The sequence below is a fragment of the Brevundimonas sp. A19_0 genome, from assembly GCF_017744255.1.
Lineage (GTDB): Bacteria > Pseudomonadota > Alphaproteobacteria > Caulobacterales > Caulobacteraceae > Brevundimonas.
On record NZ_JAGHQP010000004.1, the window covers coordinates 203,017 to 225,176 of the forward strand.

The following is a 22,160-nucleotide window of genomic DNA, read 5'->3' on the forward strand; positions in this document are numbered from 1 at the left end:
GCTCTCGACCTTCTAGATTGACCTGAGCCGCTCCACGGCCTCGACCATGCGCGTCAGGTCTGCGGGTCCGGACAGCCGGTGGTCGCCCCCCGCGATCAGGTCCAGCCGGACGTCAGCTCCCTCCAACGCCTCGACCAGCGGCAGCTGGTGCCGCCAGGGCACTGACGTGTCCTGCCGCCCCTGAAGGATGTGCACCGGGCACCGGATCGGCAGCGGCCCTTCCGGCAGCATCCGGGTCCTGGCTTCCTCGAACATGGTGCGGGTCAGCGGATAGGCGCCCAGCCCCTCGTCGGGCATCACCGTCTCGCCGTGCTCCAGGACCTCCTTCTGGCGCTCGGGGCCGAGGTCGGGCCACATCAACCGCTCGGTGAAATCCTGGGCCGGATTGATCAGCAGCAGGGCCCTGACCGCCGCCGGACGGGCCAGCGTCAGGTTCAGCGCCACCCAGCCGCCCATGGAGGACCCGACCGGAATGACCGTTCGCCCGGTCGTCTCCGTCAGGTGATCGACGAGGGCCGCAGCGTCGTCGCACCAGCGCCCCACGGTCGCGTCGCGCCAGTTCCCCGACGACTGGCCGTGGGCGAAGTGATCGTAGCGGACGAAGGCCCAGCCGCGCTCGCGGGCAGCGGCATCCAGCGCAAGGGCCTTGGTCCCTTCCATGTCCGAGCGGAAGCCGCCGACCCACAGGATGACCGGCCCCTGTCCCTCGACCTGCTTCAGGGCCAGACGCGCGCCGTCGGGGCGGGCCAGATACTCGATGTCGGATGCGCGCATTGCCGGCTCCTCTCGCCATGGGCTTCAGACCCTGATAGCCAGACCCGGCCCCGGAAGCGAAGTCGGAATTGCATGGCCCCCGCCCCCACAGTCCCCCAAACGCCCCGAGTCCTGTTCGTCAGCTCCAACCGCATCGGCGACTGTGTGATTTCCTCCGGCGTGATCCGCGAGATCGGCCGCCAGCTGCCCGGCGCCCGCATCACGGTGGCGGCGGGCCGGCCGCCTGCCCCCCTGTTCCGGTCCGCGCCCGGGGTGGAGCGTGTCATCATCCTCGACAAGAAGCCGATGTCCGGCCACTGGCTGGACCTGTGGCAGCAGGTACGCAGCACACGCTGGGATCTGGTGGTCGATATCCGCGGCTCCGCCCTGGCCTGGACCGTCCCCTCTAAGCGGCGCGTGGTCTACACCCGCAAGTGGGAGACCGGCCTGCGCAAGGTCGAGATGGTCTCGCGCCTGATGGGGGCCGAGGCGCCGCTCGATCCTGAAATCTTCCTTGATGATCAGGCCCGCGCCGAGGCGGCGGCTGTCATCGATCCCCAGCTTCAGGCAGGATCGGGTCCCGGGCCCATCCTCGCGCTCGCCCCCATCGCCCACCAGCCGGGCAAGTCCTGGCCCGCCGACCGCTGGGGCCAGCTGGTTGAAAAGCTGTCCGCCGACGCCCGCTTCGACGGCTGCCGCTTCATGCCGGTGGGCGGGCCCGGTGACCGGCCGCCGGCCACCCCCGCCCTCGAGGCCGCGGGGGACCGGGGCATCGACTGCGTGGGCAAGGGTGACATCCTGTGTTCGGCGGCCGCGATCGACCGCGCCACCCTGTTCGTCGGCAATGACTCGGGCCTGATGCATGTGGCCGCCGCCCTCGGCCAGCCGACGCTCGGCCTGTTCGGCCCGACCGAATGGTGGCTCTACGGACCCTGGGGTCCCCGCACCCGCACGGTCGCCTCAAACGAGACCCGCGGCCAGTTCGCGCCCATCGAGGACCTGACCGTCGAGCGTGTCTTTTCTGCCGTGGTGGCCCTGCATGACGCATGGCCCGGGGGGCGTTCGGTCCCCGCGCCTTGAAGAAACGGGCTTGCGGGGGCATATTGTCCCGTCAGGAAACGGGGCGGCCCGCCGCGCGTTTCCGCACGACATCCGCGATATCCCTTTTGACCACACAAGGAAACGACGCCCATTCGCCGTCCGATGCAAACACCGCCCGTCAAGGATGGGCCGCCCATGAACCAGGATATCCGCGCCGCGCGCGTACTCCTGATCGACCAAAACGGTGAAAAACAGGGCGTCATGCCTCTGGCTGCGGCGCTTGAAGCCGCCGAAGAGGCCGGTATGGACCTGGTGCAGATGGTCTCGAACGCCGAGACCCCGGTCTGCAAAATCCTCGACTACGGCAAGTTCCGCTTCCAGGAGCAGAAGAAGAAGGCCGAGGCGCGCAAGCGGCAGAAGATCGTCGAGCTGAAGGAAATCAAGCTTCGGCCGAACATCGACACCCACGACTATGATGTGAAGGCCAAGGCCATGCACCGCTTCTTCGAGGACGGTGACAAGGTCAAGGTGACCCTGCGCTTCCGGGGCCGCGAGATGGCCCACCCGGAACTGGGCATGAAGCTGCTCAACAAGGTGCAGGCCGACTTCGAGGAAGTCGCAAAGGTCGAATATGCCCCGCGCATGGAAGGCCGTCAGATGATCATGATACTGGCACCCCGCTAGGGTTGCCGTTTCACCGAGGATCCCGCGCCCCGATCGGAAACGGTCGGGGCGTTTGCATATCCGGCGCCTGCCGCCGCTGCCCGCATTCAACCCGGGCGCGCCCCACCGGCAGCGCTCCGACTGCAGAAAACGACTTGAGATTGTGCGCGTGCGTGGGATGATAGCGCTGTTCTTCATGCGCGGGGGCGTCCATGCTGCGTTCACTTGCCCGGGGCAGTCTCCTCGTCCTGATGTTCACGGCCACTACTGCCCTTTTGGCGGCCCCGGTACTCGCCCAGGAGGCGGACGGACCGGCGCCGCTGTCGGTCTACGGCGCCCTGCCTTCCCTCGAGATGCTGGAACTGTCGCCGTCAGGCCAGCGGCTCGCCTTCATCACCGTGACCGGGGAGGCGCGCACCCTGGTGCTCCTGGACCTGACGACCCGCGAGCAGGTCGGCGGGGCGGACGTGGGCGTGGCCAAGGTCCGGGACCTGGACTGGCTCGGTGAGGACCAGATCCTGGTCACGACCTCCAAGACGGAAAACATCCCGGCCTCGGCATCGAGAGCGCCGAGATGTTTAGCAGCCAGATCTATGACCCCGGCCGGAACCGTATCATCGAGGTGCTGAAGAACACCCTCGATCTTTTTCCGATCATGTTCAGCTCCGCCCGCGTGGTCCGGGGTGACCCGACATCGGTCTTCATCCGGGCCTACGCCTTCAGCAACGGGCAGGGGCGATCTGGCCGAGGTCATGGGTGCGAACGTCACCGACTTTCTGCTCGGGCCCGACGGCCGATCGGTGGCGCGCAGCCAGTACAATGACGAGGCGCGCGAATGGAGCCTGCACCTGAGGCAGGGCAGTGGATTTCGCGAGAACTGGGAGACCGTTGCGCCGATCGAGAGGCCGGCACTGATGGGCCTCGGCATCAACGGGGACAGTGTCATCGTTGCAGCTGACAGGCCCGATCTGAGTCAGCCCGGCCGTCCGGACGCCGAATTTTTTGACGTCAATCTGGAAACGGGCGCATGGCGCGCCCTGCGCTTCGAGTTTTCGCCCGACGCCCTGTTCTTTCACCCGGTGACCCGTCGGCTCATCGGGGCCATGCGCCGGGGCGATGCGGGTCCTGTCTACGCCTTCATTGACGACGACGCCTCGGCGCTCTGGATCACCGTGCAACGAGCCTTTGCCGGACGCCCGCCGGGGGGGGGCTATCCGGGCATCACCCCGGAGCGGGTCGCCGCGGTTCGTCCGGTTACCTATCCCGCCTCGGATGGCCTCGAGATCCATGGCTATCTGACCACGCCGCCCGGCATGTCGGAGGCAGGGGACCTGCCTCTGGTGGTTCTGGTCCACGGGGGGCCCGCGGCGCGCGACTATCTGCAGTTCGACTGGTGGGCCCAGGCGATGGCCTCGCGTGGCTACGCCGTTCTTCAACCGAATTTCCCCGGCTCGACCGGCTATGGCGACGCCTTCCTCGAGGCGGGCTATGGGGAATGGGGCCGCAAGATGCAGACCGACCTGTCCGACGGGGTCCGTTATCTCGCCGATCAGGGGATCATCGATCCCGAAAGGGTATGCATCGTGGGGGCCAGTTACGGGGGCTATGCGGCCATGGCAGGGCCGACGCTCGATCCCGGCGTCTATCGATGCGCCGTGGCCGTAGCGGGCCTGTCGGACCTCGGCGTATTCGTGGACGATGCGGCGTCCCGCGGGGCCCGACGCGAAAACTCGACCACGCGCTACTGGAACCGGTTCATGGGCGCCGAGCGCCTGGGGGACCGCTCTCTCGATGCCCGGTCGCCTGCCCGCCTCGCGGACCAGGCCGACGCCCCCATCCTGCTGATTCACGGTCGCGATGACACGGTCGTGCCGATCGAGCAGAGCCGCATCATGTAGCGCGCCCTGCGTCGGGCAGGCAAACCGGTGGAATTCATCGAGCTGGATGGCGAGGATCACTGGCTGTCGCGCTCCGACACCCGTGTGCGGATGTTGACCGAGACGATCCGCTTCCTCAATGAGCACAACCCGGCGGACTAGGGGCGGGACGCCCTTGCCTTCGGACGGGCCTTGCCGTATGAGGCGCGGCTTCGCGTACCGGTCGTCGGGCGAACAGGCATGCCTTGGCGACCGTTCATCCGCTCTCCGTTCCCGATCGGACCTCTGGTCCCGGGGCGGTGGCTTCAAGAGAGAGAGTGAAAATGCCGAAATTGAAGACCAAGTCGGGCGCCAAGAAGCGCTTCAAACTGACGGCCTCGGGCAAGGTGAAGGCCGGCGTGGCGGGCAAGCGCCACCGGCTGATCAGCCACAACTCGAAGTACATTCGCCAGAACCGCGGCACGCAGGTGATGTCGGATGCCGATGCCAAGAAGATCAAGTCCTACATGCCGTACGCCTGATCGGCGTCGCATCACCAGATCTCCCACCGCATCAGTTTGAAACCTCGTCCCTGAACCACTGAGCCGCCGCGCGGCCGACCTCAGGGGCGCATCTCGAAGAGACACACATCATGGCTCGCGTTACCCGGGGCGTTACGTCCCACGCCAAGCACAAGAAGGTCCTGAAGCAGGCCAAGGGCTTCTACGGCCGCCGCAAGAACACCATCCGCGCCGCCAAGGCCGCCGTGGACCGCGCCGGTCAGTACGCCTATCGCGACCGCCGCACCAAGAAGCGCAACTTCCGCGCCCTGTGGATTCAGCGCATCAACGCTGCGGCCCGCCTGGAAGGCTTCACCTATTCGCAGTTCATGCACGGCCTGTCCAAGGCCGGCATCGAGATGGACCGCAAGGTTCTGGCCGCGATGGCCGCTGACGAGGCTGGCTTCAAGGCCGTGGCCGACAAGGTTCGCGCCGCCCTGGCCTGAACCGGTCCGCATTGAGACCCTGAAGACGCCCGCCTCCGGCTCCGGACGGCGGGCGTTTTCATGTCCGGACTCAGTGGTGAGGCAACCCCGACAGCCCCGCGCCGTTGGAAGGGAACCTCAACCATACAGGAGTTCCCCCATGTCCGTTGCCCGCGTCACCGAGATCACCTCTGCCTCGACCGTCAGCTTCGAGGACGCGATCAAGAAGGGCATTGCCCGCGCCGACGAAACGCTCGACCAGGTGCGCGGCGCCTGGGTCCAGGAGCAGAAGGTCGTCGTCGACGGCGGCCAGATCACCGAATACCGCGTCAATCTGAAGATCACCTTCGTCCTGAAGGACTAGGCTCAGGCCGCCTGCTGCAGGGAGGGTGCGCCCATGGCCCGCCGGATCGCGTCCAGCAGGACGTCCGGCTGGATGGGCTTGGACACCACCGCATTCATGCCTGCAGCGATATAGGACCGGGCGTCCTGCTCATCCGCATTGGCCGTAAGCGCCAGGATGGGCAGGGCGGCCCCCGCCGGACCAAGCGCGCGGATCGCCCGCGTCGCCGCTACCCCGTCCATCACCGGCATCTTGATGTCCATGAGCACGAGGTCGAAAGCGCCGGTCCGCACGGCGTCGACCGCCTCGGCGCCGTTCTGGACGGCCTCGTGGCTGCACCCGAACAGTTCCAGCAGCTTTCCGGCCAGGAAGCGATTGGTTGGATGGTCGTCGGCCACCAGCACATGCAGACTGTCGTGGGCGGTCGGCTCGGGCCGCTGCTGACGCGCGGCCCGGTGCTCCGGCGTCGCGGCTTCCAGTTGGAGGGTGAACCGGAACGACGCCCCGCCCGATCCCGACCGGTCTGCGGAAATCCGGCCGCCCATGCGGTCCACGATCTGTCGGCAGATGGCCAGTCCCATGCCCGCCCCCGCCCCCTCGCGCCCGGCTCCGCCGGTGTTGACGGGCTGGAAGACCTGCTCGATGCGGTCGGCAGGGATGCCCGGACCGCTGTCGTCAACCTGGCCCTCGACGCAAATACCGGTGTCCCGGGCCTGCACCCTCAGGGTCGCGCGGACCTCGCCCGACGGGGTGAACTTCAGCGCATTGCCGATCAGATTGTTGAGCACCTGCTTGATGCGGACCTCGTCGCCCATCACCCAGACCTCGTCCGGATTCTCGCAGGTCACCGACAGGGTGATGCCTTTTTCCTCGGCCCGCGCCCGCCAGAGCGCCTTCAGGTCATCGGCCACGACCGTCAGGTCCAGAGGCTGGGGCTCCAGCGTCAGCGCCCCGGCATCGGCGCGTGACATGTCGAGGGCATCGTTCAGCAGGCGCAGCAGGCCCTGGCCGGAGTCGAGGATGGTCCGGACGTACGGACGCAGGTCCTCCTGCATCAGTTCGCGCTCCATCAGGGCCGCCACCCCCAGCACCCCGTTGAGGGGCGTGCGGATCTCGTGGCTCATGACCGCCAGGAACTCCGACTTGGCGCGGCTGGAGGCACGGGCCAGCGCACTGGCCGCCTGCAGCAGCTGCACGCCCGATCCCACTCCGCTGTAGCGCCCCTCCTCGGTGACTATGAATCCGCCCAGCAGGCCGCCGAGTGCGGCGTTGTCGAGGTTCTCGAACAGGGTGGCGGCGTCCATCTCTCCGTCGACGACCAGAGGTGCGGGGTCCATCAGCGCCGTCACCGGGCGACGGGCATAGAGGGCCCGCCCGAACTCCGCGGCCATCTTGAGTGTGAAGGCGTTCCGCTCGATCAGACCCAGCGGCTGGCCGGCGTCATCCACGACCGCGATGGCCAGGGTATCCGGCTCGGCCCGGAAGCGTTCAAAGACGAATGATCCCCTGACATCGGGCCCCACGGGTTCAGCGATGACGCGATAGTCCCTGATGCGGGCCATGCCGGTACTCCTGACTTACCGGAGCATCCTGACCGCTCATCTCTTAAGGATGGCTTTGCTGAAATCGAAGTTTTTGCAACGAAAACATAGAGATAAATCCTTGTCCGGACGAAAATTGGTGGGCCGTCGACGGTATTGGCCCTTGCCACCCGTCGGGTCGACGACCTCGGAGGGGCCTTTCGGGGTGACGAACGGCCTGCGGCTCGCTAGACGACGGGCGTCATGACAGACCTCAATCAACTGGAACTCGACCTGATCAACGCCATCGGCTCGGCCGACAGTGTGCAGGCGCTGGAAGAACTGCGCGTCTCGGCCCTCGGCAAGACGGGGTCGATCTCGGGCCTGCTCAAGGGTCTGGGCGCCATGAGCCCCGACGAGCGTCGCGTCGAGGGTCCGCGCATCAACGGCCTGCGCGACCGGGTCAGTGCGGCCCTGACGACCCGGAAGGCCGATCTGGAGGCCCGGGAACTGGAGACGCGCCTGCGCTCCGAACACCTCGATCTGACCCTGCCCTCCCGACCGGCCCGTTCCGGCAGTGTCCATCCCACGCTTCAGGTCATGGACGAGGTCGTTGCCCTGTTCGCCGAGATGGGCTTTGCGGTCGCCGAAGGGCCGGACATCGAGGACGACTTCCACAATTTCACCGCGCTGAACTTTCCGCCCAAGCACCCGGCGCGGGAGATGCACGACACCTTCTTCCTGAAGCCCGACCCGGAGACGGGCGAGCGCAAGGTGCTGCGGACCCACACCAGCCCGGTGCAGATCCGCACCATGATGGCGGGCCAGCCGCCGATCCGCATCATCGCGCCGGGTCGGACCTTCCGGAAGGACTCGGACGCGACCCACACGCCCATGTTCCATCAGGTCGAGGGTCTGGTCATCGACCGCGACATCCACATGGGCCACCTCAAGTGGACGCTCGAGACCTTCGTCGCCCGCTTTTTCGAGGTCGAGGGAATCGACGCGCGCTTCCGGCCCCACCATTTCCCGTTCACCGAGCCCTCGGCCGAGATGGACATCCGCTGCGACCGCTCGGGCGGGGTGTTGAGGCTCAACGAGGGCGACAGCTGGATGGAGATCCTGGGCTGCGGCATGGTGCACCCCAATGTGCTGCGCACCTGCGGCATTGACCCGGACGAGTATCAGGGTTTCGCCTTTGGCATGGGCCTCGACCGGCTGGCCATGCTCAAATACGGCATCCCTGACCTCCGCCCCATGTTTGAGGCCGACAGCCGCTGGCTGGCCCACTACGGCTTCTCGGCCTTCGCCACGCCCAGCCCCGCCGCCGGGCTGAGCTGACCCCAACGATTTCAGGACGTATCCCATGACCGAACCTTCGACCCAGCCCCCGATCACCAGCCCGTCCGGACGCGAACTGGTCGAACGCGACACCTTCCAGAACGAGGCGATCTGGCTGCCGGCCATGGCGGCCCAGCATATGAACGCCGGCAAATTCATGATCGAGGGCAAGACCTTCACCGATTGTCTGATCGAAGGGCCGGCGGTGATGGGTATGGGAGAGGGCGTGCAGTTCGACGGCTGCAACATGGGCATGACCCAGGATGTGAAGTCCCTGTTTCTCGTGCCGCGCAGCCAGAAGGTCATCGGTGTGGTGGGCATGGCGCATTGCCGGTTCGTCCGCTGCCGCTTCATGATGGTCGGCTTCTCCAGCAACGAGGCTGACGTCGCGCTCATGGAGGAAGGGCTGATCAGCGCGCGCGCCGTCGCCGAAAAGGCCCAGCAAGAGGCCCAGGGCAAGACGTCGTGAAGTCCACACTCTCCTGGCTGAAGGCGCACCTCGACACGACCGCCGACGTCAAAGCCGTGGCCGACGCCATGACCATGGCGGGGCTTGAGGTCGAGGACGTCATCGACCCGACGGCGAAGCTGGCGCCCTTCACCGTCGCCCGGATCGTTTCGGCCGAGCGCCACCCGAATGCCGACCGGCTGCAGGTCTGTCAGGTCGAGACGGTGGACGGGATGAAGGAGATCGTGTGCGGGGCGCCCAATGCCCGCGCCGGCCTGGTGACCATCTATGCGCCGATCGGGGCCTATGTGCCGGGGCTGGACGTGACCCTGGTCGAAAAGCCGGTGCGCGGCGTGGTGTCGAACGGCATGCTCTGCTCGGCCGCCGAGCTGGAGTTGGCCGGCGACAGCGACGGCATCCTGGATCTGGACCCGGGCCTCGCCGTGGGCACGCCGGCCGCGGGAGTGTTCGGGGCCGAGCCGGTCATCGACTTCGAGGTCACGCCCAACCGGCCCGACTGGCTGGGCGTCGACGGTATCGCCCGCGATCTGGCGGCCACCGGTCTCGGCACCCTGACCACGCCGACCATCACCCCGGTGGCGGGACAGTTTCCGTGTCCGGTCTCGATCCGGCTGGACGCACCGGAGCAGTGCCCGGTCTTTGCCGGCCGGGTGATCCGCGGCGTGACCAACGGCCCGTCGCCCGACTGGCTGCAGCAGCGTCTGACAGCCATTGGGCTGCGCTCGATCAACCGGCTGGTCGATGTGACCAATCTGATCGCCTATGACCGCGCCCGGCCGCTGCACGTCTACGACCTGGCGGCCCTGCAGGGTGCGACCGTGGTCGCGCGGGCCGGCGCCGAGGGCGAAAGCCTGGCCGCGCTGGACGGCAAGACCTATGCGACGGCGCCCGACATCTGCGTGATCGCGGATGACGACGGACGCCGCGCCATCGGCCTGGGCGGCGTGATGGGCGGCGAGACAACCGGCTGTTCGGACGCCACGACCGACGTCTTCCTCGAGAGCGCCTGGTTCGATCCGCTGGTTACGGCCCAGACCGGCCGGACCCTGGGGATCAGTTCGGACGCCCAGTATCGATTTGCCCGCCGGGTCGACCCGGCCACCGTGGTGCCGGGGATCGAGCTGGCCACCCGGATGATCCTGGACCTGTGCGGCGGCGAGCCGTCCGAGGTGGTGGTCGCCGGCGCGGCTCCGGCGGCGCCTCAGGCCTTTGCCTTTGACCCGGCGCGGGTCGGCCGCCTGACGGGGCTGGACATCAGCGCCGACCGCACGGCCGAAGTGCTGACCGCGCTCGGCTTTGCCGTCGAGACCGGCCAGCCGTGGACGGTGACCCCGCCCAGCTGGCGTGCTGACGTTGAGGGACCGGCGGATCTGGTCGAGGAAGTCGCCCGGATCGTCGGCTATGACGCCCTGCCGTCGACCCCGCTGCCCGATCTGGGCGCGCCCAGCGCCGGTCTGCTCTCGCCGATGCAAACCCGCGTGCGGCTGGCCCGCCGGGCGCTGGCTGCCATGGGCTATGCCGAGGCCGCAACCTGGTCCTTCACCAGCGAGGCGATCGCCGGGGCCTTCGGGGGCGGCGATGCCCGGCTGCACGTCGAGAACCCGATCGCCCAGGGGCTGGACTGCATGCGGCCCTCGATCCTGCCGAACCTGATCCAGGCGGCGGCGCGGAATGCCGACCGGGGCCACCCCGATGTGGCCCTGTTCGAGATCGGGCCGGTCTATCGCGACGACAGCCCGACCGGCCAGCGCACGGCGATCACCGTGGTGGTCGCCCCCCATGCCGCCCGCCACTGGAGCGGCGCGGGCGAGGACCCGCTGTTCCAGCTGAAGGGCGACCTGATGCGGTTGCTGACCCTGATCGGCGCGCCGGCGGGTCTTCAGACCGTGCAGGACGCCGAACGCGCACCGGTCGACCCGTGGTGGCACCCCGGCCGTTCGGCCCGGGTCCAGCTGGGCCCGAAGATGGTGCTGGCCCAGTTCGGAGCCCTGCATCCGGCGACGCTCAAGACCCTCGACGCCGAGGCGCCGATGCTGGGCTTCGAGCTGATCCTCGACGCCGTGCCTGAGCCGCGCGGCGCGCGGACCAAGTCGCGCGGGTCGGCGAAGCTGTCGACCTTGATGCCGCTCAGCCGCGACTTTGCCTTTGTGGTCGAGGACCGCGTGCCGGCCGGCGATCTGGTCCGGGCCGTGCAGGGCGCGGACAAGACCCTGATCACCGAGGTCGCCGTCTTTGACGTCTATCGCGGCAAGGGTATCGAGCCGGGCTTCAAGTCGGTGGCGCTGGAGGTCACGATCCAGCCGGATCAGGCGACCCTGACCGAGGCCGAGATCGACGCCCTGTCGGCGAAGGTCGTGGCCGCAGCCGGCAAATTGGGCGCCACCCTGCGTCAGTAGATCGTCAGGGCCGGTCAGATTGTCGATTTCCAAAGTCCGGATTACAGTTTTCCGGAACTGAGGGGATGACCATGAAATTCAAGGTGCTGTTTGCCGTTGCCGCGTGCGCGGCCCTGTCGGGCTGTGCGGAATTCGAGACCGGGCTGATGGCCTATGCCGACCAGCTCGACATGGAGAACGGGGCCTGGTGGCCCGACGAGCATCTGACCGATGTGGTGACGGGGGTCTGCCCGGCCTACAGCGAGTACGGCCACGTCAACAACCAGACCTACTACCGGGTGCGCAACACCGGACGGACCCCGATGCAGGCCACGGTCACCTGGAACACGGGCTATGAAAGCAACTTCTATCTGGAGCCCGGCGAGACCAGCGACTTCGTCTATATGACGCCGTCGGTGATGCCCCGGGAGATCGTCACCCGGTGCTGACGGCAATGTGCGGTTAACCTTGTCGCCGCAAGTCTGACTCAATGCAGCGACAGTGTGGGCCGCGACAGGGTGTGCCCGTCGCTGCCTGAGGAGAATCGCCATGGACCGCCGCAAGCTGATCATGACCGGCCTGGCCGCCGCCACGCCGCTGGCCGCCTCTTCGCTGGGCGGATGCGCGACCTCGCAGCCGGGACAGGGGCAGGCCGGACCCAACTATCCGATCCGCTCGGACCAGGATGCGCCCGCCTATACCGCCGATGAACTGGTGGCCGCCGGCTCGCGCGAGCTGGGCATCGCCGCCGAGGCCATGGGCGCCGCCATCGAACGCATCTTCGCCGACCAGGGCGATCGCCCGACGGCCTATATCGCGGGCGAGGAAGGCGCGGGGGCCATGGGCGTCGGGGTCCGCTACGGGCGCGGCGCGCTGCACATGAAGGACCTCAGCGCCTCGCAGGAAATCTTCTGGCAGGGCATCTCCATCGGCTGGGACGTGGGCGGCAACGCCAGTCGCGTCTTCACCCTGGTCTACGGACTCTACTATCCGGACATGATCTATCGCCGCTATCCGGGGGTCGAAGGGTCGGCCTATCTGATCGGCGGGGTGGGCGTGAACTACCAGCAGGCCGACGGCATCATCCTGGCGCCCGTACGGACCGGGGTCGGCCTGCGCCTCGGCGCCAATGTCGGCACCATGGCCTACAGCCGCCAACGGAACCTGCTGCCGTTCTAGGCACGCCCAAGCCCCCGTCCGTGATTGCGGCGGGTTGAAGGGCAGGCGGAGCGCCGGGCCTTCGCCCGGAGATGATGAATAATACCGTTTCGACGAAGGCTGACGCTCCGCGCGGTGGTTTTCCGGAAGCTTGCGTCGGGTGGCCGTATTCGGGCCTTACCGCAGCGCCCCCGGCGGGCGGGGATGTCCTGCGACACCTCCCGGAACGGCCGAGTATCCCCCTCGACCCTTGCCCTCATCACGCACCCGGAGGCGGTGATCGAGGGTGTTTGAAATGGCCTACCGCTCGCGACGCGGTCGCTCGCTGCTTGAGGCCCCTCCAACCCCGCTCCATCGCTCCCGCCGCTCACAAGGTCGCAGGCCTTACGAGCCCTCCGTGCGACGGGACGGGAGGAGGTTTGCACACGGCTGGACCAAGGCGGGGAAGTCGGGGCGGGAAACGGTGGGGGTGCTGAAAGGGCGAGGAAATTCGGGCGCGGCTGTGATGGCTGACGCGTTTGACCAAGAGCGGCTTGGAGGGCGAGGGGCGGGGTGCCATTATGAGGGGAGGGGGATGTCCACTATGAAGATGCGCAGACTTCTGGTGACGGGCGGGCTGGTTGTGCTGGCCTTGCTGGGCTGGGTCAGTTTCGGCATTTGGCAGCCGCTCGTTGAGGAAGCGATCTGGCCCATGCCGGTCGATGAAAACGGGATTGCGATTTACGAGCGCGTCGGCGAAGCCCCTGTCAGGCCCTATCCGACGGCGACGACAGTCCGTCTGGTGCTCTCGGAAGACGGTGGCAGACCCCCGGACGATCGTGAGGGTCGAGAACTGTCCGATCAGGACCGGCGGGCGTTCGGAGCAACCCTGATACGGGCTTCGGAGCGCTACAGCTCCGGTGCGGCCTGCTTCGTGCCCCACCATTTTTTCCGGTACTATGATGCGGAGGGCGCCCTGATCGGGGAGATCGCGGTCTGCTTCTGCTGTCACGGGGCCAGCGCCTGGCCCGCATTGTTTCCGGCCACGGGGGGAAATGTACTCCATCCCTATGACAACCGGCTCGACTTTGACGAGGAAAACCTCGCCGCGCTGATCGAGTTGTGGGGCCTGCCGGTCGATCTGGGCTGTCGATAGACGCAAGGGGGGATCTCCGGCTCAGTGGACAGGGCCGGTTGCGACCCGTTGCGGACCTTCCCTCCGTGTTCAATGATCCGACATGCAACGAGATGAACACCGACGGCGGACGATCGGACAACGGACCTGTCTGGCCGCATGCGTGGGAGTGACGTTGCTTGCTGCCTCGTGCGGTCGCGACGGGCCCAGCGGCGAGCAGCCAGGTCGAGAGGAACTCGCTGACGAGCCGGACCGCGAGTATTGTGGTGGGGAGTTGCCCGAAGGTGCCGCGGCGGCCTATTTCGACCGCCTTGCCCGGCATCTGGAACGCTCGGACGAGCCTGTGCCCCTCGACTTCTATGCAGATGTCGTCACCCTCACCGAGGGCGGCAGAAGGCTATCGTTCCGCATCAAGGAGATGGGACCCCAGGCCGAGCGGTTGCCGACACTGGCCGATTGGCGGGAGATATCCAGAAGGGGCGAGAGGAGCCTCCATCCCGCAGGCTACCGCGGGTGCTTCTTCAGCGCCGGCAAGGTATGGTTCGAGACGAACTATCCGGATGGCAGGTTCGCGCTCAGGGGATTCGACAAGGACAGGCCCTGGGCCTCTGACGAATGACCAATGTCAGCGCCTCACCGCCAGGCGACGGTCCGCGACCGACCCGACCCAAAGCGGACTTTAACCGCCCCTACGGGCAACTTCGGTCATCTTGGGCGCAAGCAGCAATCAGCGGCCAATCTTGATAGAGTTGATAGAGCGAAGGCCCGCGCCAAATGAGATACGCGGCCAACAGAACTGCGGCGATGCCGAACAGGACGCGTGTTCGCTTCTTCATTCGTCGAGGCTATCGAAGCGAACGTCCGCATTCCACCCATGGCGGCCTCCTGGACAGCCCGCCTGCCCGGTGAAGCCTCACTCCCCCTGCAGCAGGGCCTCCATCCCCTCCCGGTAGCTGGGGTAGCGGGGGCGCCAGCCGAGTTCGGCCTTGGCGCGGGCGTTGGAGAGGCGTTTGTTGTCGAGGTAGAAGCGGCGCATGGAGTCCGACACCGAGGGGTCGGTCCAGTCAATCTCGGGCGGGGTCGGAAGGCCCATGCGGCGAGCGGTCCAGGCCATGACGGCATCGGCGGGCGAGGGCGCGTCGTCGCACAGGGTATAGGCGCGGCCGGGGTTGGGCCGGTCCATCGAGGCCCTGAGCCCCGAGACCACATCGTCGACGTGGATGCGGTTGAAGACCTGGCCGGGCTTGTGCACCAGCCGGGCGGTGCCGTCGCGCAGACGCCCGATGACATTGCGTCCCGGGCCATAGAGGGCGGGCAGGCGGAAGATCTGGATGGTCAGGCCCATGCCCTGACCGGCCTCCAGCCATTCGGCCTCGGCGCGGACGCGGCGGGCGCCGGTCAGGCTGGAGGCATGGAGGGGCTCGTCCTCAAAGGCCCAGGCGCCGGCCCGGTCGCCATAGACGGCGCTGGACGAGATATAGCCGATCCAGTCCGGCCAGGCGCCCGCGGTCGACAGCGCCGGGATCAGGGCCTTGAGCCCCGGGCAGCCGGTGGGCTCGGGCGGGGTGGTGATCAGCAGGGTCTGGACGGTCGATACGGCCTCCTTGAGCGCGTCGGGATCGGCCGGGTCGACGGCCTGAAAGCCGGCGTCCGCAAGTTCGGCGCGGGTCCCGGGCGAGCGCGAGGTCAGCCAGGCCGTGCCGCCCCCGGCCTGTATGTCGCGCCCAGCAGCCTGACCCAGCCAGCCGCCGCCGAAGACCAGAATCGACGGGGTCTGGTGAGGGCGGGACGGGCTCACGCGTGATCCGGGATCAGGCCGTGCGCAGATGGGCGGCGGCGGTCGCCGACACCACGGGCTCGGACTTGAGGGCCTCGGCGCGCCGGGCGTTCCAGCTGGAGACGCAGGGGATCTTGGAGCGGTCGGCCCGCTCGGCATAGCGGCGGGCGATCTCGGTCACGTCCTGCATCAGCCCCTCGGCCAGGGTGATGGGCTTGAGGCCCAGTTCCCGGAACTGATCATTGGCGACGACGAGCTCGTTCTCGTCGGCTTCCTGACGGGGGTTGGGGACGTTGTGGATCTCGGCGCCGGTCATGCCCGAGATCAGTTCGGCGAGGTCGCGCACGCGGCGGCTCTCGGTCATCTGGTTGAGGATCTTGACCCGGTCGCCGGCCTTGGGCGGGTTCTGCAGGGCCAGCTCGACGCAGCGGACCGTGTCCTGGATGTGGATGAAGGCGCGCGTCTGGCCACCCGATCCGTGCACCGTCAACGGATAGCCGAGTGCGGCCTGGATGAGGAAGCGGTTCAGCACGGTGCCGTAGTCGCCGTCATAGTCGAAACGGTTGATCAGGCGCTCGTCCTTGCGGGTTTCCTCGGTCTCGGCGCCCCAGACGATGCCCTGGTGCAGGTCGGTGATTCGCAGGCCGTCGTTCTTGGCGTAGAACTGGAAGAGCAGGGCGTCCTGCGTCTTGGTCATATGGTAGATGGAGCCGGGGTTCGGGGGGAACAGGATTTCCTGTTCGGTCGGGCCGAAGTCGGTCTCGACGGTGACCTTGAGATAGCCCTCGGGGATGCGCAGGCCGGCGGTGGTGTAGCCATAGACGCCCATGGTGCCGAGGTGGGCCAGGTGGACGTCGCGGCCGCTCTCGACGATGGCGGCCAGCAGGTGGTTGGTGGCGTTCAGATTGTTGTCGACGGTGTAGAGCTTGTGCCGGGCCGACTTCATCGAATAGGGCGCGGCGCGCTGTTCGGCGAAGTGGACGACGCTGTCGGGCGCGAAGTCGCGGATCAGGGCGACCAGCCGGTCAAACTCCTTGCCGACCGTCATATTGACGAAGCCGATGTCCTTGCCGGAGACGGCCTTCCAGGCCTCGATCCGCTCGCCCATCGAGCGGATGGGCGTCAGGGACGAGACCTCGAGCTCATTGTCGATGTTCCGGCGCGACAGATTGTCGACGATGGTCACATCCCAGCCGCGGGCCGACAGGTGCAAGGCCGTGGGCCAGCCGCAGAATCCGTCACCCCCGAGAACCAGAACGCGCATCGTCACTCACCCAACTGTTGCCGCGGATCCGGTCCGCGCGTCCTGAGTAAAGCAAGGGGGGCCGGTTCCCAAGCCCGAACCTCGCGGCGGAATGGCTCAGGCGCGCAGTAGCTCGTTGACGCCGGTCTTGGCCCGGGTCTGGGCATCGACGCGCTTGACGATCACGGCGCAGTAGAGGCCGGGACCGCCGTTCGGGTCGGGCAGGGTGCCGGGCACCACGACGGAGTATGCGGGCACCTCGCCGCGGAAGACCTCGCCGGTGGCGCGATCGACAATCCTGGTCGAGCCCGACAGATAGACGCCCATGGCCAGAACCGCGCCCTCGCGGACGATCACGCCCTCGGCCACCTCGGCGCGGGCGCCGATGAAACAGCCGTCCTCGATGATGGTGGGATTGGCCTGCAGCGGCTCCAGAACACCGCCGATGCCGGCGCCGCCCGACAGGTGCACATTCCGGCCGATCTGGGCGCAGCTGCCGACGGTGGCCCAGGTGTCGACCATGGTGCCCTCGCCCACGAAGGCGCCGATGTTGACGAAGGAGGGCATCAGCACGACGTCGCGGCCGATGAAGGCGCCCTGGCGCACGACGGCGCCCGGCACGGCGCGGAAGCCCGCCGCCTCGAACCGGCTGTCGGTCCAGCCGGCCCATTTGACCGGCACCTTGTCCCAGTACGGGCCGGGGGTGGAATCCGGCATGCCGGTGCCGGCACTGGTGGCGACGCCCTGACGCCGGTTGGGGTTGAGTCGGAAGGACAGCAGCACGGCCTTCTTCAGCCACTGGTGGGTCGTCCAGGTGCCGTCAGCCTCGCGCGAGGCGACCCGGAGCGAGCCATCGTCCAGCCCGGCCAGCACATGATCGACGGCGTCGCGGATGTCGCCGGTCGTGGCGGTCGAGACCGAGGCGCGGTCTTCCCACGCCTGTTCGATGACGGACTTGAAGTGGGCGGGGTCGCTCATGCGGCCTCCTTGAGGGCAGTTTCGGTCAGGAATTCGAGCAGATCGGGGGTGTGGTGATCGACCCAGTCGCCGATCTCGTGGCCATGGCCGTCGCCGACCAGCACCGTGGTCATGCCCAGCGCCTTGGCCGGGGCCAGGTTGCGCGGCGTGTCCTCGAAGAAGACGGCTTCCTCGGCCTCGATGGCGTGGGCGGCGAGGAACCGCCGGAAGGTGGCCGGGGCCGGCTTGGGCACCAGATCCATGTCCTCGATGGCGAACACGCCCTCGAAGGCGCCGGTGATGCCGATGCGCTCCAGCACCCGGGCGGCATGATAGCGGGCGCCATTCGTCAGGACGAACCGCCGGCCGGGCAGGCGGCGCAGGGCCGCGTCCAGATCCGGATTGGGCTCGAGCGAATCCAGCGGCACGTCATGGACCTCGGTCAGGAAGGCCTCGGGGTCGACCGCATAGTTGGCCATCAGGCCGGCGAGCGTCGTGCCGTGCTCGTTCAGGAACTGCTTTTGCAGGACACGGGCCTCCTCGCGCGGCAGGCCGACGGCCGCCATCATGAAGGTGTTGATGCGCTCCTGTACCAGCCGCATCACGCCCTGTTCGCGCGGATACAGGGTGTCGTCCATGTCGAAGATCCAGACGCGGGCGCGGTGGAGCTCGACGCTCATCTGGCCCGCACCAGGGTTCCGGCCCCGTGTTCGGTGAACAGCTCGACCAGCATGGCGTGGGGGCGGCGACCGTCGAGGATAACCACGGCCTCGACCCCGGCACGCACGGCGGCCATGGCGGTCTGCAGCTTGGGGATCATGCCGCCGGTGGCGGTGCCGTCGGCGATCAGGCCCTCGGCCTCGGCCAGGGTCATCTGGCGGATGATCTGGCCGTCCTTGCCCTTGACCCCCTCGACGTCGGTGAGCAGCAGCATGCGCCTGGCGCCGAGCGCCCCGGCCAGGGCGCCCGCGACCGTGTCGGCATTGACGTTATAGGTCTGGCCGTCCTCGGCCACGCCGATCGGGGCGACGACCGGCACCCAGTCGGCATCGGATTCGATCAGCCGGGTAATCAGCTTGGCGTCGACGCGGGTCGGTTCGCCGACAAAGCCCAGATCGACCTCCTGCTCGATCAGGCTGTCAGGGTCGCGCCGGGTGCGGCGGGTCTTTTCGACGGTCAGCAGGCCGGCGTCCTTGCCCGACAGGCCCACGCCGCGCACGTCGGCCTGTTTGCCGGCGACGGTGATCCAGTGGGCGATCTCCTTGTTGACCGCGCCGGACAGGACCATTTCGGCCACCTGCATGGTGTCGGGATCGGTGACCCGCAGGCCGTCGACAAAACTGGACTTGACGCCCGCCTTGTCCAGCATGGCGCTGATCTGGGGCCCGCCGCCGTGCACCACGACCGGGTTCACCCCCATCAGCTTCAGCAGCACGATATCGGCGGCGAACTGTTTCGCCACGGCCGTCTCGCCCATGGCGTGGCCGCCGTACTTTATGACCACGGTCTGGCGGTCATAGTTCTGGATATAGGGCAGCGCCTCGGCCAGGGTCTTGGCCGTGGTCCAGGCGCGGTCTTCGGATTGGCGTTCGATCTCGTCCATGGCCCGCGCTCACTAGAGCGGATCGCCCCAAAACGGAAGCGGGCGCGGAACGCGTGTGGCCCGGGTACCGCGCTCACCAGCAGTTGATACCCATCGTTCCGGTAACGCTTGTCGTTCGGAAATCCTGCTCTAGGGTGCGCGATGGATATTTATGTGAGGGGCCTTCCCATGTTCGACACCCTGTTCACCGGTCGTCAGTCGACCGCGCTTTCGGTCTTCGGCGGCACCGGTAACTCGGGCCGGTTTGTGGAAGATTCCACGCCGAATGACGACACCTATTCCGCCTTCGGGGCGATCTCGAGCTACGGCCTGTGCGCCGGATGCGGTCGCTTCCATGGTGCCGTCGACCTTGGCGACGGGGGCGACGGGCAATCGGTTATCGTGAACGGTGACGATCGGGGCGGGTTCGGCCCCAACGGCAAGCCCTCGCTGAATCCGATCGATGCGGGCCGACAGATCACCCGGACCGACCTGAGCTGGGCGACCGGCATCGGTCAGCCCACCACGGTCACCTTCGCCTTCCGGGCCACCCAGCCCACCTCCATGCCGAGCGACACCCAGGGCTTCTCGCAGTTCAGCCAGTCGCAGATCACGGCAACCCTGCTGGCGCTGCAATCCTGGGCGGATGTGGCGGGCATCACCTTCCAGCGCGTGACGGATACGGGCAGCGCCTATTCCAACAATGCGACCATCCTGTTCGGCAACTATGCCGATGGCGCTGACGGCGCGGCCGCCTTCGCCTATCTCCCGGGAAACCGGCTCACCAGTGCCGTGCAAGGCGATGTGTGGATCAACAACAGCCTGGGCTACAATTCGTCGCCGGTGCTGAACGCCTATGGCTATCAGGTGCTCACCCACGAAATCGGCCACGCCATCGGGCTGAGCCACCCGGCGGCCTACAACGCCGGGGCCGGGGTCTCCATCACCTATGAGGCGCACGCCACCTATTTCGAGGATTCCCGCCAGTACTCGCTGATGAGCTATTTCCGCGAGAGCTATACGGGGGCGGATTTCATCCGCTGGGAAGGCACCACCGGATTCTACCAGTACTCGGCTGCCCCGCTGATGGACGACATCGCAGCGGCCCAGCGCCTCTACGGCGCCAACATGACGACCCGCACCGGGGATACGACCTACGGGTTCAATTCCAACGCCGGTCAGCCGTGGTTCACCCCGGACACCAACGGCACGATGATCTTTGCGGTCTGGGATGCCGGTGGCAATGACACCTTTGACTTCTCGGGCTACAGCACCAATCAGCTGATCGACCTGCGTCAGGGGGCCTTTTCGAACGTCGGCGACTACACCGGCAATGTGTCGATCGCCCTCGGCGCGGTCATCGAGAACGCCATCGGTGGCTCGGGCAATGACCAGATGCGCGGGAACTCCGGCAACAACAGCCTGCGCGGCAATGCCGGCAACGACCAGATCGACGGCGGTCTGGGCGAGGACACGGTGGTCTTCTCGGGCAATCGCAGCCAGTACACCATCACCTGGAACGGCCAGATCGGCACCGTGGTCGGGCCGGATGGCACCGACACCATCACCAATGTCGAATATCTGCAGTTCGCCGACCAGACGATCGCGGCCACGCCGTCCGGCGGACTGGTGGTCGCCGGTGACATTACCGACGAGATCATCAATGGTTCGGGCCTGGCCGATGCGATCGCGGGTCTGGGCGGCAATGACACCGTCAACGGCCTGGCCGGCAATGACACCCTCGACGGTGGCTACGGCAATGACACCCTGAACGGGGGCGACGGGAATGACGTCCTGATCGGCGGTCTGGGCAATGACACCCTGAATGGCGGGGCCGGCCATGACATCGCCGACTACACGACGGCGACCGGAGCAATCGTCCTGAACGGCACCTCGGTCAGCGGTGCGGCCGGTAACGACACCCTGAGCGGCATCGAGGAGGTGATCGGCTCGACCCAGGGCGATGTGATGACGGGTACGTCGGGCAATGACGTGCTGCGGGGCAACGGCGGCGCGGACCAGATCGACGGCGGCGCAGGGGACGACTTCCTGTATGCCGGCGCACCCGAGTCCGTGGCCGCCCCCGATGTCGTCAAACCCGCCAGCACGGCCAATACGAGCACCGGAACGGCCGTCTCCCTGACCGGCACCTTCGATCTGGAGGAGAATGACGACATCGTGAACTCCACCACGACGCCGCACTCCACGATCCGGGGCACGGCCAGCGGTTCGGGCCGCGAATACTATGCCATAACGGTCGCGGCCGGTGATCGCGTCGTGCTCGACATCGACGGCGCCAGCTTCGACACCACCCTGCGTCTGCTGAGCAGCAGTGGCAACGTCCTGGCGGCGAATGACGATGCGGATAATCCGGATGGCGGGGCCACGACCGATTCCGGGTTGAATTTCGTCGTTCAGTTCGCCGGAACCTATTACATCGAGGTCGGCCAGTGGGAGTCGGGTGCCGGCGATTTCCTGGTCTCGAGCGCACCGCCCGCCAATGGAACCTATACCCTGCACGTCTCTCTCCCGAGCGCGACGCCTGTGACCGCGACGTTGCAGGGCTCGACCATGCAGGGCGGGGCCGGGAACGACACCCTCTACGGGGGCTCGGGCCCCGACCGTATGTCGGGCGGCACGGGCAATGACACCTTCCATGTCCAGTCCCAGCAGGACCTCGTGTTTGAGAACGCCGGGGAGGGCTACGACACCATCGTCGCGTCGTCGGGCTTCTATCTGTACGACAACATCGAGGCGCTGACGCTGTCGTCGTCGGCGGGCAATGCGTTCGGCGTGGGCAATGCGCTGGACAACACCCTGACGGGCAATGCGGGCGACAATCTGCTGCTGGGCGGGGCCGGGGCGGACGTCGTCTATGGCGGGGCGGGCAGTGACAGCCTGTTCGGCGAGGCGGGGAATGACACCCTGTATGGCGGCGCGGGCGTTGACTATCTGGTCGGGGGCGTGGGCCATGATGTGATGC

At 67.3% G+C, this 22,160-nt stretch carries 22 protein-coding genes; 15 read left to right on the forward strand and 7 right to left on the reverse strand.

Annotation, left to right across the window (positions count from 1 at the left end; genetic code table 11):
* Positions 1-12 precede the first annotated feature (12 nt).
* The gene (locus tag J7346_RS06570; RefSeq protein ID WP_209118962.1) at positions 13-774 is read right to left on the reverse strand and encodes an alpha/beta hydrolase; all 762 of its coding nucleotides are present in this window, start codon (positions 772-774) and stop codon (positions 13-15) included.
* Between the two features lie 72 nt (positions 775-846).
* Between J7346_RS06570 and J7346_RS06575 the strand changes: the two genes are divergently transcribed.
* The 7 genes from J7346_RS06575 (at position 847) to J7346_RS06605 (ending at position 5,662) form a co-directional block, all read left to right on the forward strand.
* Positions 847-1,833: a glycosyltransferase family 9 protein gene (locus J7346_RS06575; RefSeq protein ID WP_209118963.1), complete on the forward strand. Its 987-nt coding sequence runs from the start codon at positions 847-849 to the stop codon at positions 1,831-1,833.
* A 123-nt stretch (positions 1,834-1,956) separates the two neighbouring features.
* Positions 1,957-2,478 (forward strand): translation initiation factor IF-3, encoded by a 522-nt coding sequence (gene infC, locus J7346_RS06580; RefSeq protein WP_209118965.1) that lies wholly within the window; start codon positions 1,957-1,959, stop codon positions 2,476-2,478.
* 191 nt (positions 2,479-2,669) lie between these two features.
* Positions 2,670-3,086 (forward strand): hypothetical protein, encoded by a 417-nt coding sequence (locus tag J7346_RS06585; RefSeq protein ID WP_209118967.1) that lies wholly within the window; start codon positions 2,670-2,672, stop codon positions 3,084-3,086.
* A 123-nt stretch (positions 3,087-3,209) separates the two neighbouring features.
* The gene (locus tag J7346_RS06590) at positions 3,210-4,355 is read left to right on the forward strand and encodes an alpha/beta fold hydrolase (protein ID WP_245157688.1); all 1,146 of its coding nucleotides are present in this window, start codon (positions 3,210-3,212) and stop codon (positions 4,353-4,355) included.
* A 302-nt stretch (positions 4,356-4,657) separates the two neighbouring features.
* Positions 4,658-4,855, forward strand: a complete 198-nt coding sequence (gene rpmI / locus J7346_RS06595) for a 50S ribosomal protein L35 (protein WP_209118968.1) — start codon at positions 4,658-4,660, stop codon at positions 4,853-4,855.
* 110 nt (positions 4,856-4,965) lie between these two features.
* Positions 4,966-5,319, forward strand: a complete 354-nt coding sequence (gene rplT / locus J7346_RS06600; protein ID WP_209118970.1) for a 50S ribosomal protein L20 — start codon at positions 4,966-4,968, stop codon at positions 5,317-5,319.
* Positions 5,320-5,458: 139 nt separating this feature from the next.
* A complete protein-coding gene (locus J7346_RS06605; RefSeq protein ID WP_209118972.1) occupies positions 5,459-5,662 on the forward strand; it encodes a dodecin family protein in 204 nt (67 codons plus the stop codon).
* 2 nt (positions 5,663-5,664) lie between these two features.
* Here the strand turns inward: J7346_RS06605 and J7346_RS06610 are convergent, their stop codons facing one another.
* Complete coding sequence (locus tag J7346_RS06610; protein ID WP_209118974.1) at positions 5,665-7,203, reverse strand: response regulator; 1,539 nt, start codon at positions 7,201-7,203, stop codon at positions 5,665-5,667.
* Between the two features lie 222 nt (positions 7,204-7,425).
* Here J7346_RS06610 and pheS point away from each other — a divergent pair, with 222 nt between their 5' ends.
* The 7 genes from pheS to J7346_RS06645 all read left to right on the forward strand — a co-directional run bounded on the left by pheS (position 7,426) and on the right by J7346_RS06645 (position 14,237).
* Complete coding sequence (pheS, locus tag J7346_RS06615) at positions 7,426-8,502, forward strand: phenylalanine--tRNA ligase subunit alpha (RefSeq protein ID WP_209118976.1); 1,077 nt, start codon at positions 7,426-7,428, stop codon at positions 8,500-8,502.
* Positions 8,503-8,527: 25 nt separating this feature from the next.
* Entirely contained in the window at positions 8,528-8,971 is a 444-nt protein-coding gene (locus tag J7346_RS06620; protein ID WP_209118978.1) for a hypothetical protein, read from the forward strand.
* Positions 8,968-11,367, forward strand: a complete 2,400-nt coding sequence (gene pheT, locus J7346_RS06625) for a phenylalanine--tRNA ligase subunit beta (protein WP_209118980.1) — start codon at positions 8,968-8,970, stop codon at positions 11,365-11,367. Before J7346_RS06620 ends, pheT begins: the two co-directional genes overlap by 4 nt.
* A 71-nt stretch (positions 11,368-11,438) precedes the next feature.
* Complete coding sequence (locus J7346_RS06630) at positions 11,439-11,795, forward strand: hypothetical protein (RefSeq protein WP_209118982.1); 357 nt, start codon at positions 11,439-11,441, stop codon at positions 11,793-11,795.
* A gap of 100 nt (positions 11,796-11,895) precedes the next feature.
* Complete coding sequence (locus tag J7346_RS06635; RefSeq protein WP_209118984.1) at positions 11,896-12,525, forward strand: DUF1134 domain-containing protein; 630 nt, start codon at positions 11,896-11,898, stop codon at positions 12,523-12,525.
* A 562-nt stretch (positions 12,526-13,087) separates the two neighbouring features.
* On the forward strand, positions 13,088-13,639 hold the full coding sequence (locus J7346_RS06640) for a hypothetical protein (protein WP_209118986.1): 552 nt from the start codon (positions 13,088-13,090) through the stop codon (positions 13,637-13,639).
* Positions 13,640-13,793: 154 nt separating this feature from the next.
* Positions 13,794-14,237: a hypothetical protein gene (locus J7346_RS06645; RefSeq protein WP_209118988.1), complete on the forward strand. Its 444-nt coding sequence runs from the start codon at positions 13,794-13,796 to the stop codon at positions 14,235-14,237.
* A 294-nt stretch (positions 14,238-14,531) separates the two neighbouring features.
* Here J7346_RS06645 and J7346_RS06650 read toward each other — a convergent pair whose 3' ends face one another.
* From J7346_RS06650 to argB, 5 genes are all read right to left on the reverse strand, one after another.
* Complete coding sequence (locus tag J7346_RS06650; RefSeq protein ID WP_209118989.1) at positions 14,532-15,416, reverse strand: NAD-dependent epimerase/dehydratase family protein; 885 nt, start codon at positions 15,414-15,416, stop codon at positions 14,532-14,534.
* Positions 15,417-15,429: 13 nt separating this feature from the next.
* Positions 15,430-16,659 (reverse strand): NAD-dependent epimerase/dehydratase family protein, encoded by a 1,230-nt coding sequence (locus J7346_RS06655; RefSeq protein WP_209118991.1) that lies wholly within the window; start codon positions 16,657-16,659, stop codon positions 15,430-15,432.
* Positions 16,660-16,755: 96 nt separating this feature from the next.
* The gene (gene dapD, locus J7346_RS06660) at positions 16,756-17,616 is read right to left on the reverse strand and encodes a 2,3,4,5-tetrahydropyridine-2,6-dicarboxylate N-succinyltransferase (protein WP_209118993.1); all 861 of its coding nucleotides are present in this window, start codon (positions 17,614-17,616) and stop codon (positions 16,756-16,758) included.
* Positions 17,613-18,275 carry a pyrimidine 5'-nucleotidase gene (locus J7346_RS06665; RefSeq protein WP_209118995.1) on the reverse strand — a complete coding sequence of 221 codons (663 nt, stop codon included), beginning with the start codon at positions 18,273-18,275 and terminating at the stop codon, positions 17,613-17,615. The genes dapD and J7346_RS06665 overlap by 4 nt, the downstream gene beginning before the upstream one ends.
* Positions 18,272-19,189: an acetylglutamate kinase gene (argB, locus tag J7346_RS06670; RefSeq protein WP_348521466.1), complete on the reverse strand. Its 918-nt coding sequence runs from the start codon at positions 19,187-19,189 to the stop codon at positions 18,272-18,274. The genes J7346_RS06665 and argB overlap by 4 nt, the downstream gene beginning before the upstream one ends.
* Before the next feature lie 177 nt (positions 19,190-19,366).
* Between argB and J7346_RS06675 the strand changes: the two genes are divergently transcribed.
* A partial coding sequence (locus tag J7346_RS06675) for a M57 family metalloprotease (RefSeq protein ID WP_209118999.1) occupies positions 19,367-22,160 on the forward strand: 2,794 nt, incomplete at its 3' end.

Excerpts from the sequence above, each read along its gene's own strand:
- J7346_RS06585 (WP_209118967.1), top strand. The coding sequence starts at position 2,670 with ATGCTGCGTTCACTTGCCCGGGGCAGTCTCCTCGTCCTGATGTTCACG.
- rpmI (WP_209118968.1), top strand. The coding sequence starts at position 4,658 with ATGCCGAAATTGAAGACCAAGTCGGGCGCCAAGAAGCGCTTCAAACTG.
- J7346_RS06630 (WP_209118982.1), top strand. The coding sequence starts at position 11,439 with ATGAAATTCAAGGTGCTGTTTGCCGTTGCCGCGTGCGCGGCCCTGTCG.
- J7346_RS06570 (WP_209118962.1), bottom strand. The coding sequence starts at position 774 with ATGCGCGCATCCGACATCGAGTATCTGGCCCGCCCCGACGGCGCGCGT.
- dapD (WP_209118993.1), bottom strand. The coding sequence starts at position 17,616 with ATGAGCGACCCCGCCCACTTCAAGTCCGTCATCGAACAGGCGTGGGAA.
- J7346_RS06605 (WP_209118972.1), top strand. The coding sequence starts at position 5,459 with ATGTCCGTTGCCCGCGTCACCGAGATCACCTCTGCCTCGACCGTCAGC.
- J7346_RS06590 (WP_245157688.1), top strand. The coding sequence starts at position 3,210 with ATGGGTGCGAACGTCACCGACTTTCTGCTCGGGCCCGACGGCCGATCG.
- J7346_RS06575 (WP_209118963.1), top strand. The coding sequence starts at position 847 with ATGGCCCCCGCCCCCACAGTCCCCCAAACGCCCCGAGTCCTGTTCGTC.
- infC (WP_209118965.1), top strand. The coding sequence starts at position 1,957 with ATGCAAACACCGCCCGTCAAGGATGGGCCGCCCATGAACCAGGATATC.
- J7346_RS06610 (WP_209118974.1), bottom strand. The coding sequence starts at position 7,203 with ATGGCCCGCATCAGGGACTATCGCGTCATCGCTGAACCCGTGGGGCCC.
- rplT (WP_209118970.1), top strand. The coding sequence starts at position 4,966 with ATGGCTCGCGTTACCCGGGGCGTTACGTCCCACGCCAAGCACAAGAAG.
- pheS (WP_209118976.1), top strand. The coding sequence starts at position 7,426 with ATGACAGACCTCAATCAACTGGAACTCGACCTGATCAACGCCATCGGC.
- J7346_RS06620 (WP_209118978.1), top strand. The coding sequence starts at position 8,528 with ATGACCGAACCTTCGACCCAGCCCCCGATCACCAGCCCGTCCGGACGC.
- J7346_RS06640 (WP_209118986.1), top strand. The coding sequence starts at position 13,088 with ATGAAGATGCGCAGACTTCTGGTGACGGGCGGGCTGGTTGTGCTGGCC.
- J7346_RS06635 (WP_209118984.1), top strand. The coding sequence starts at position 11,896 with ATGGACCGCCGCAAGCTGATCATGACCGGCCTGGCCGCCGCCACGCCG.
- J7346_RS06655 (WP_209118991.1), bottom strand. The coding sequence starts at position 16,659 with ATGCGCGTTCTGGTTCTCGGGGGTGACGGATTCTGCGGCTGGCCCACG.
- J7346_RS06665 (WP_209118995.1), bottom strand. The coding sequence starts at position 18,275 with ATGAGCGTCGAGCTCCACCGCGCCCGCGTCTGGATCTTCGACATGGAC.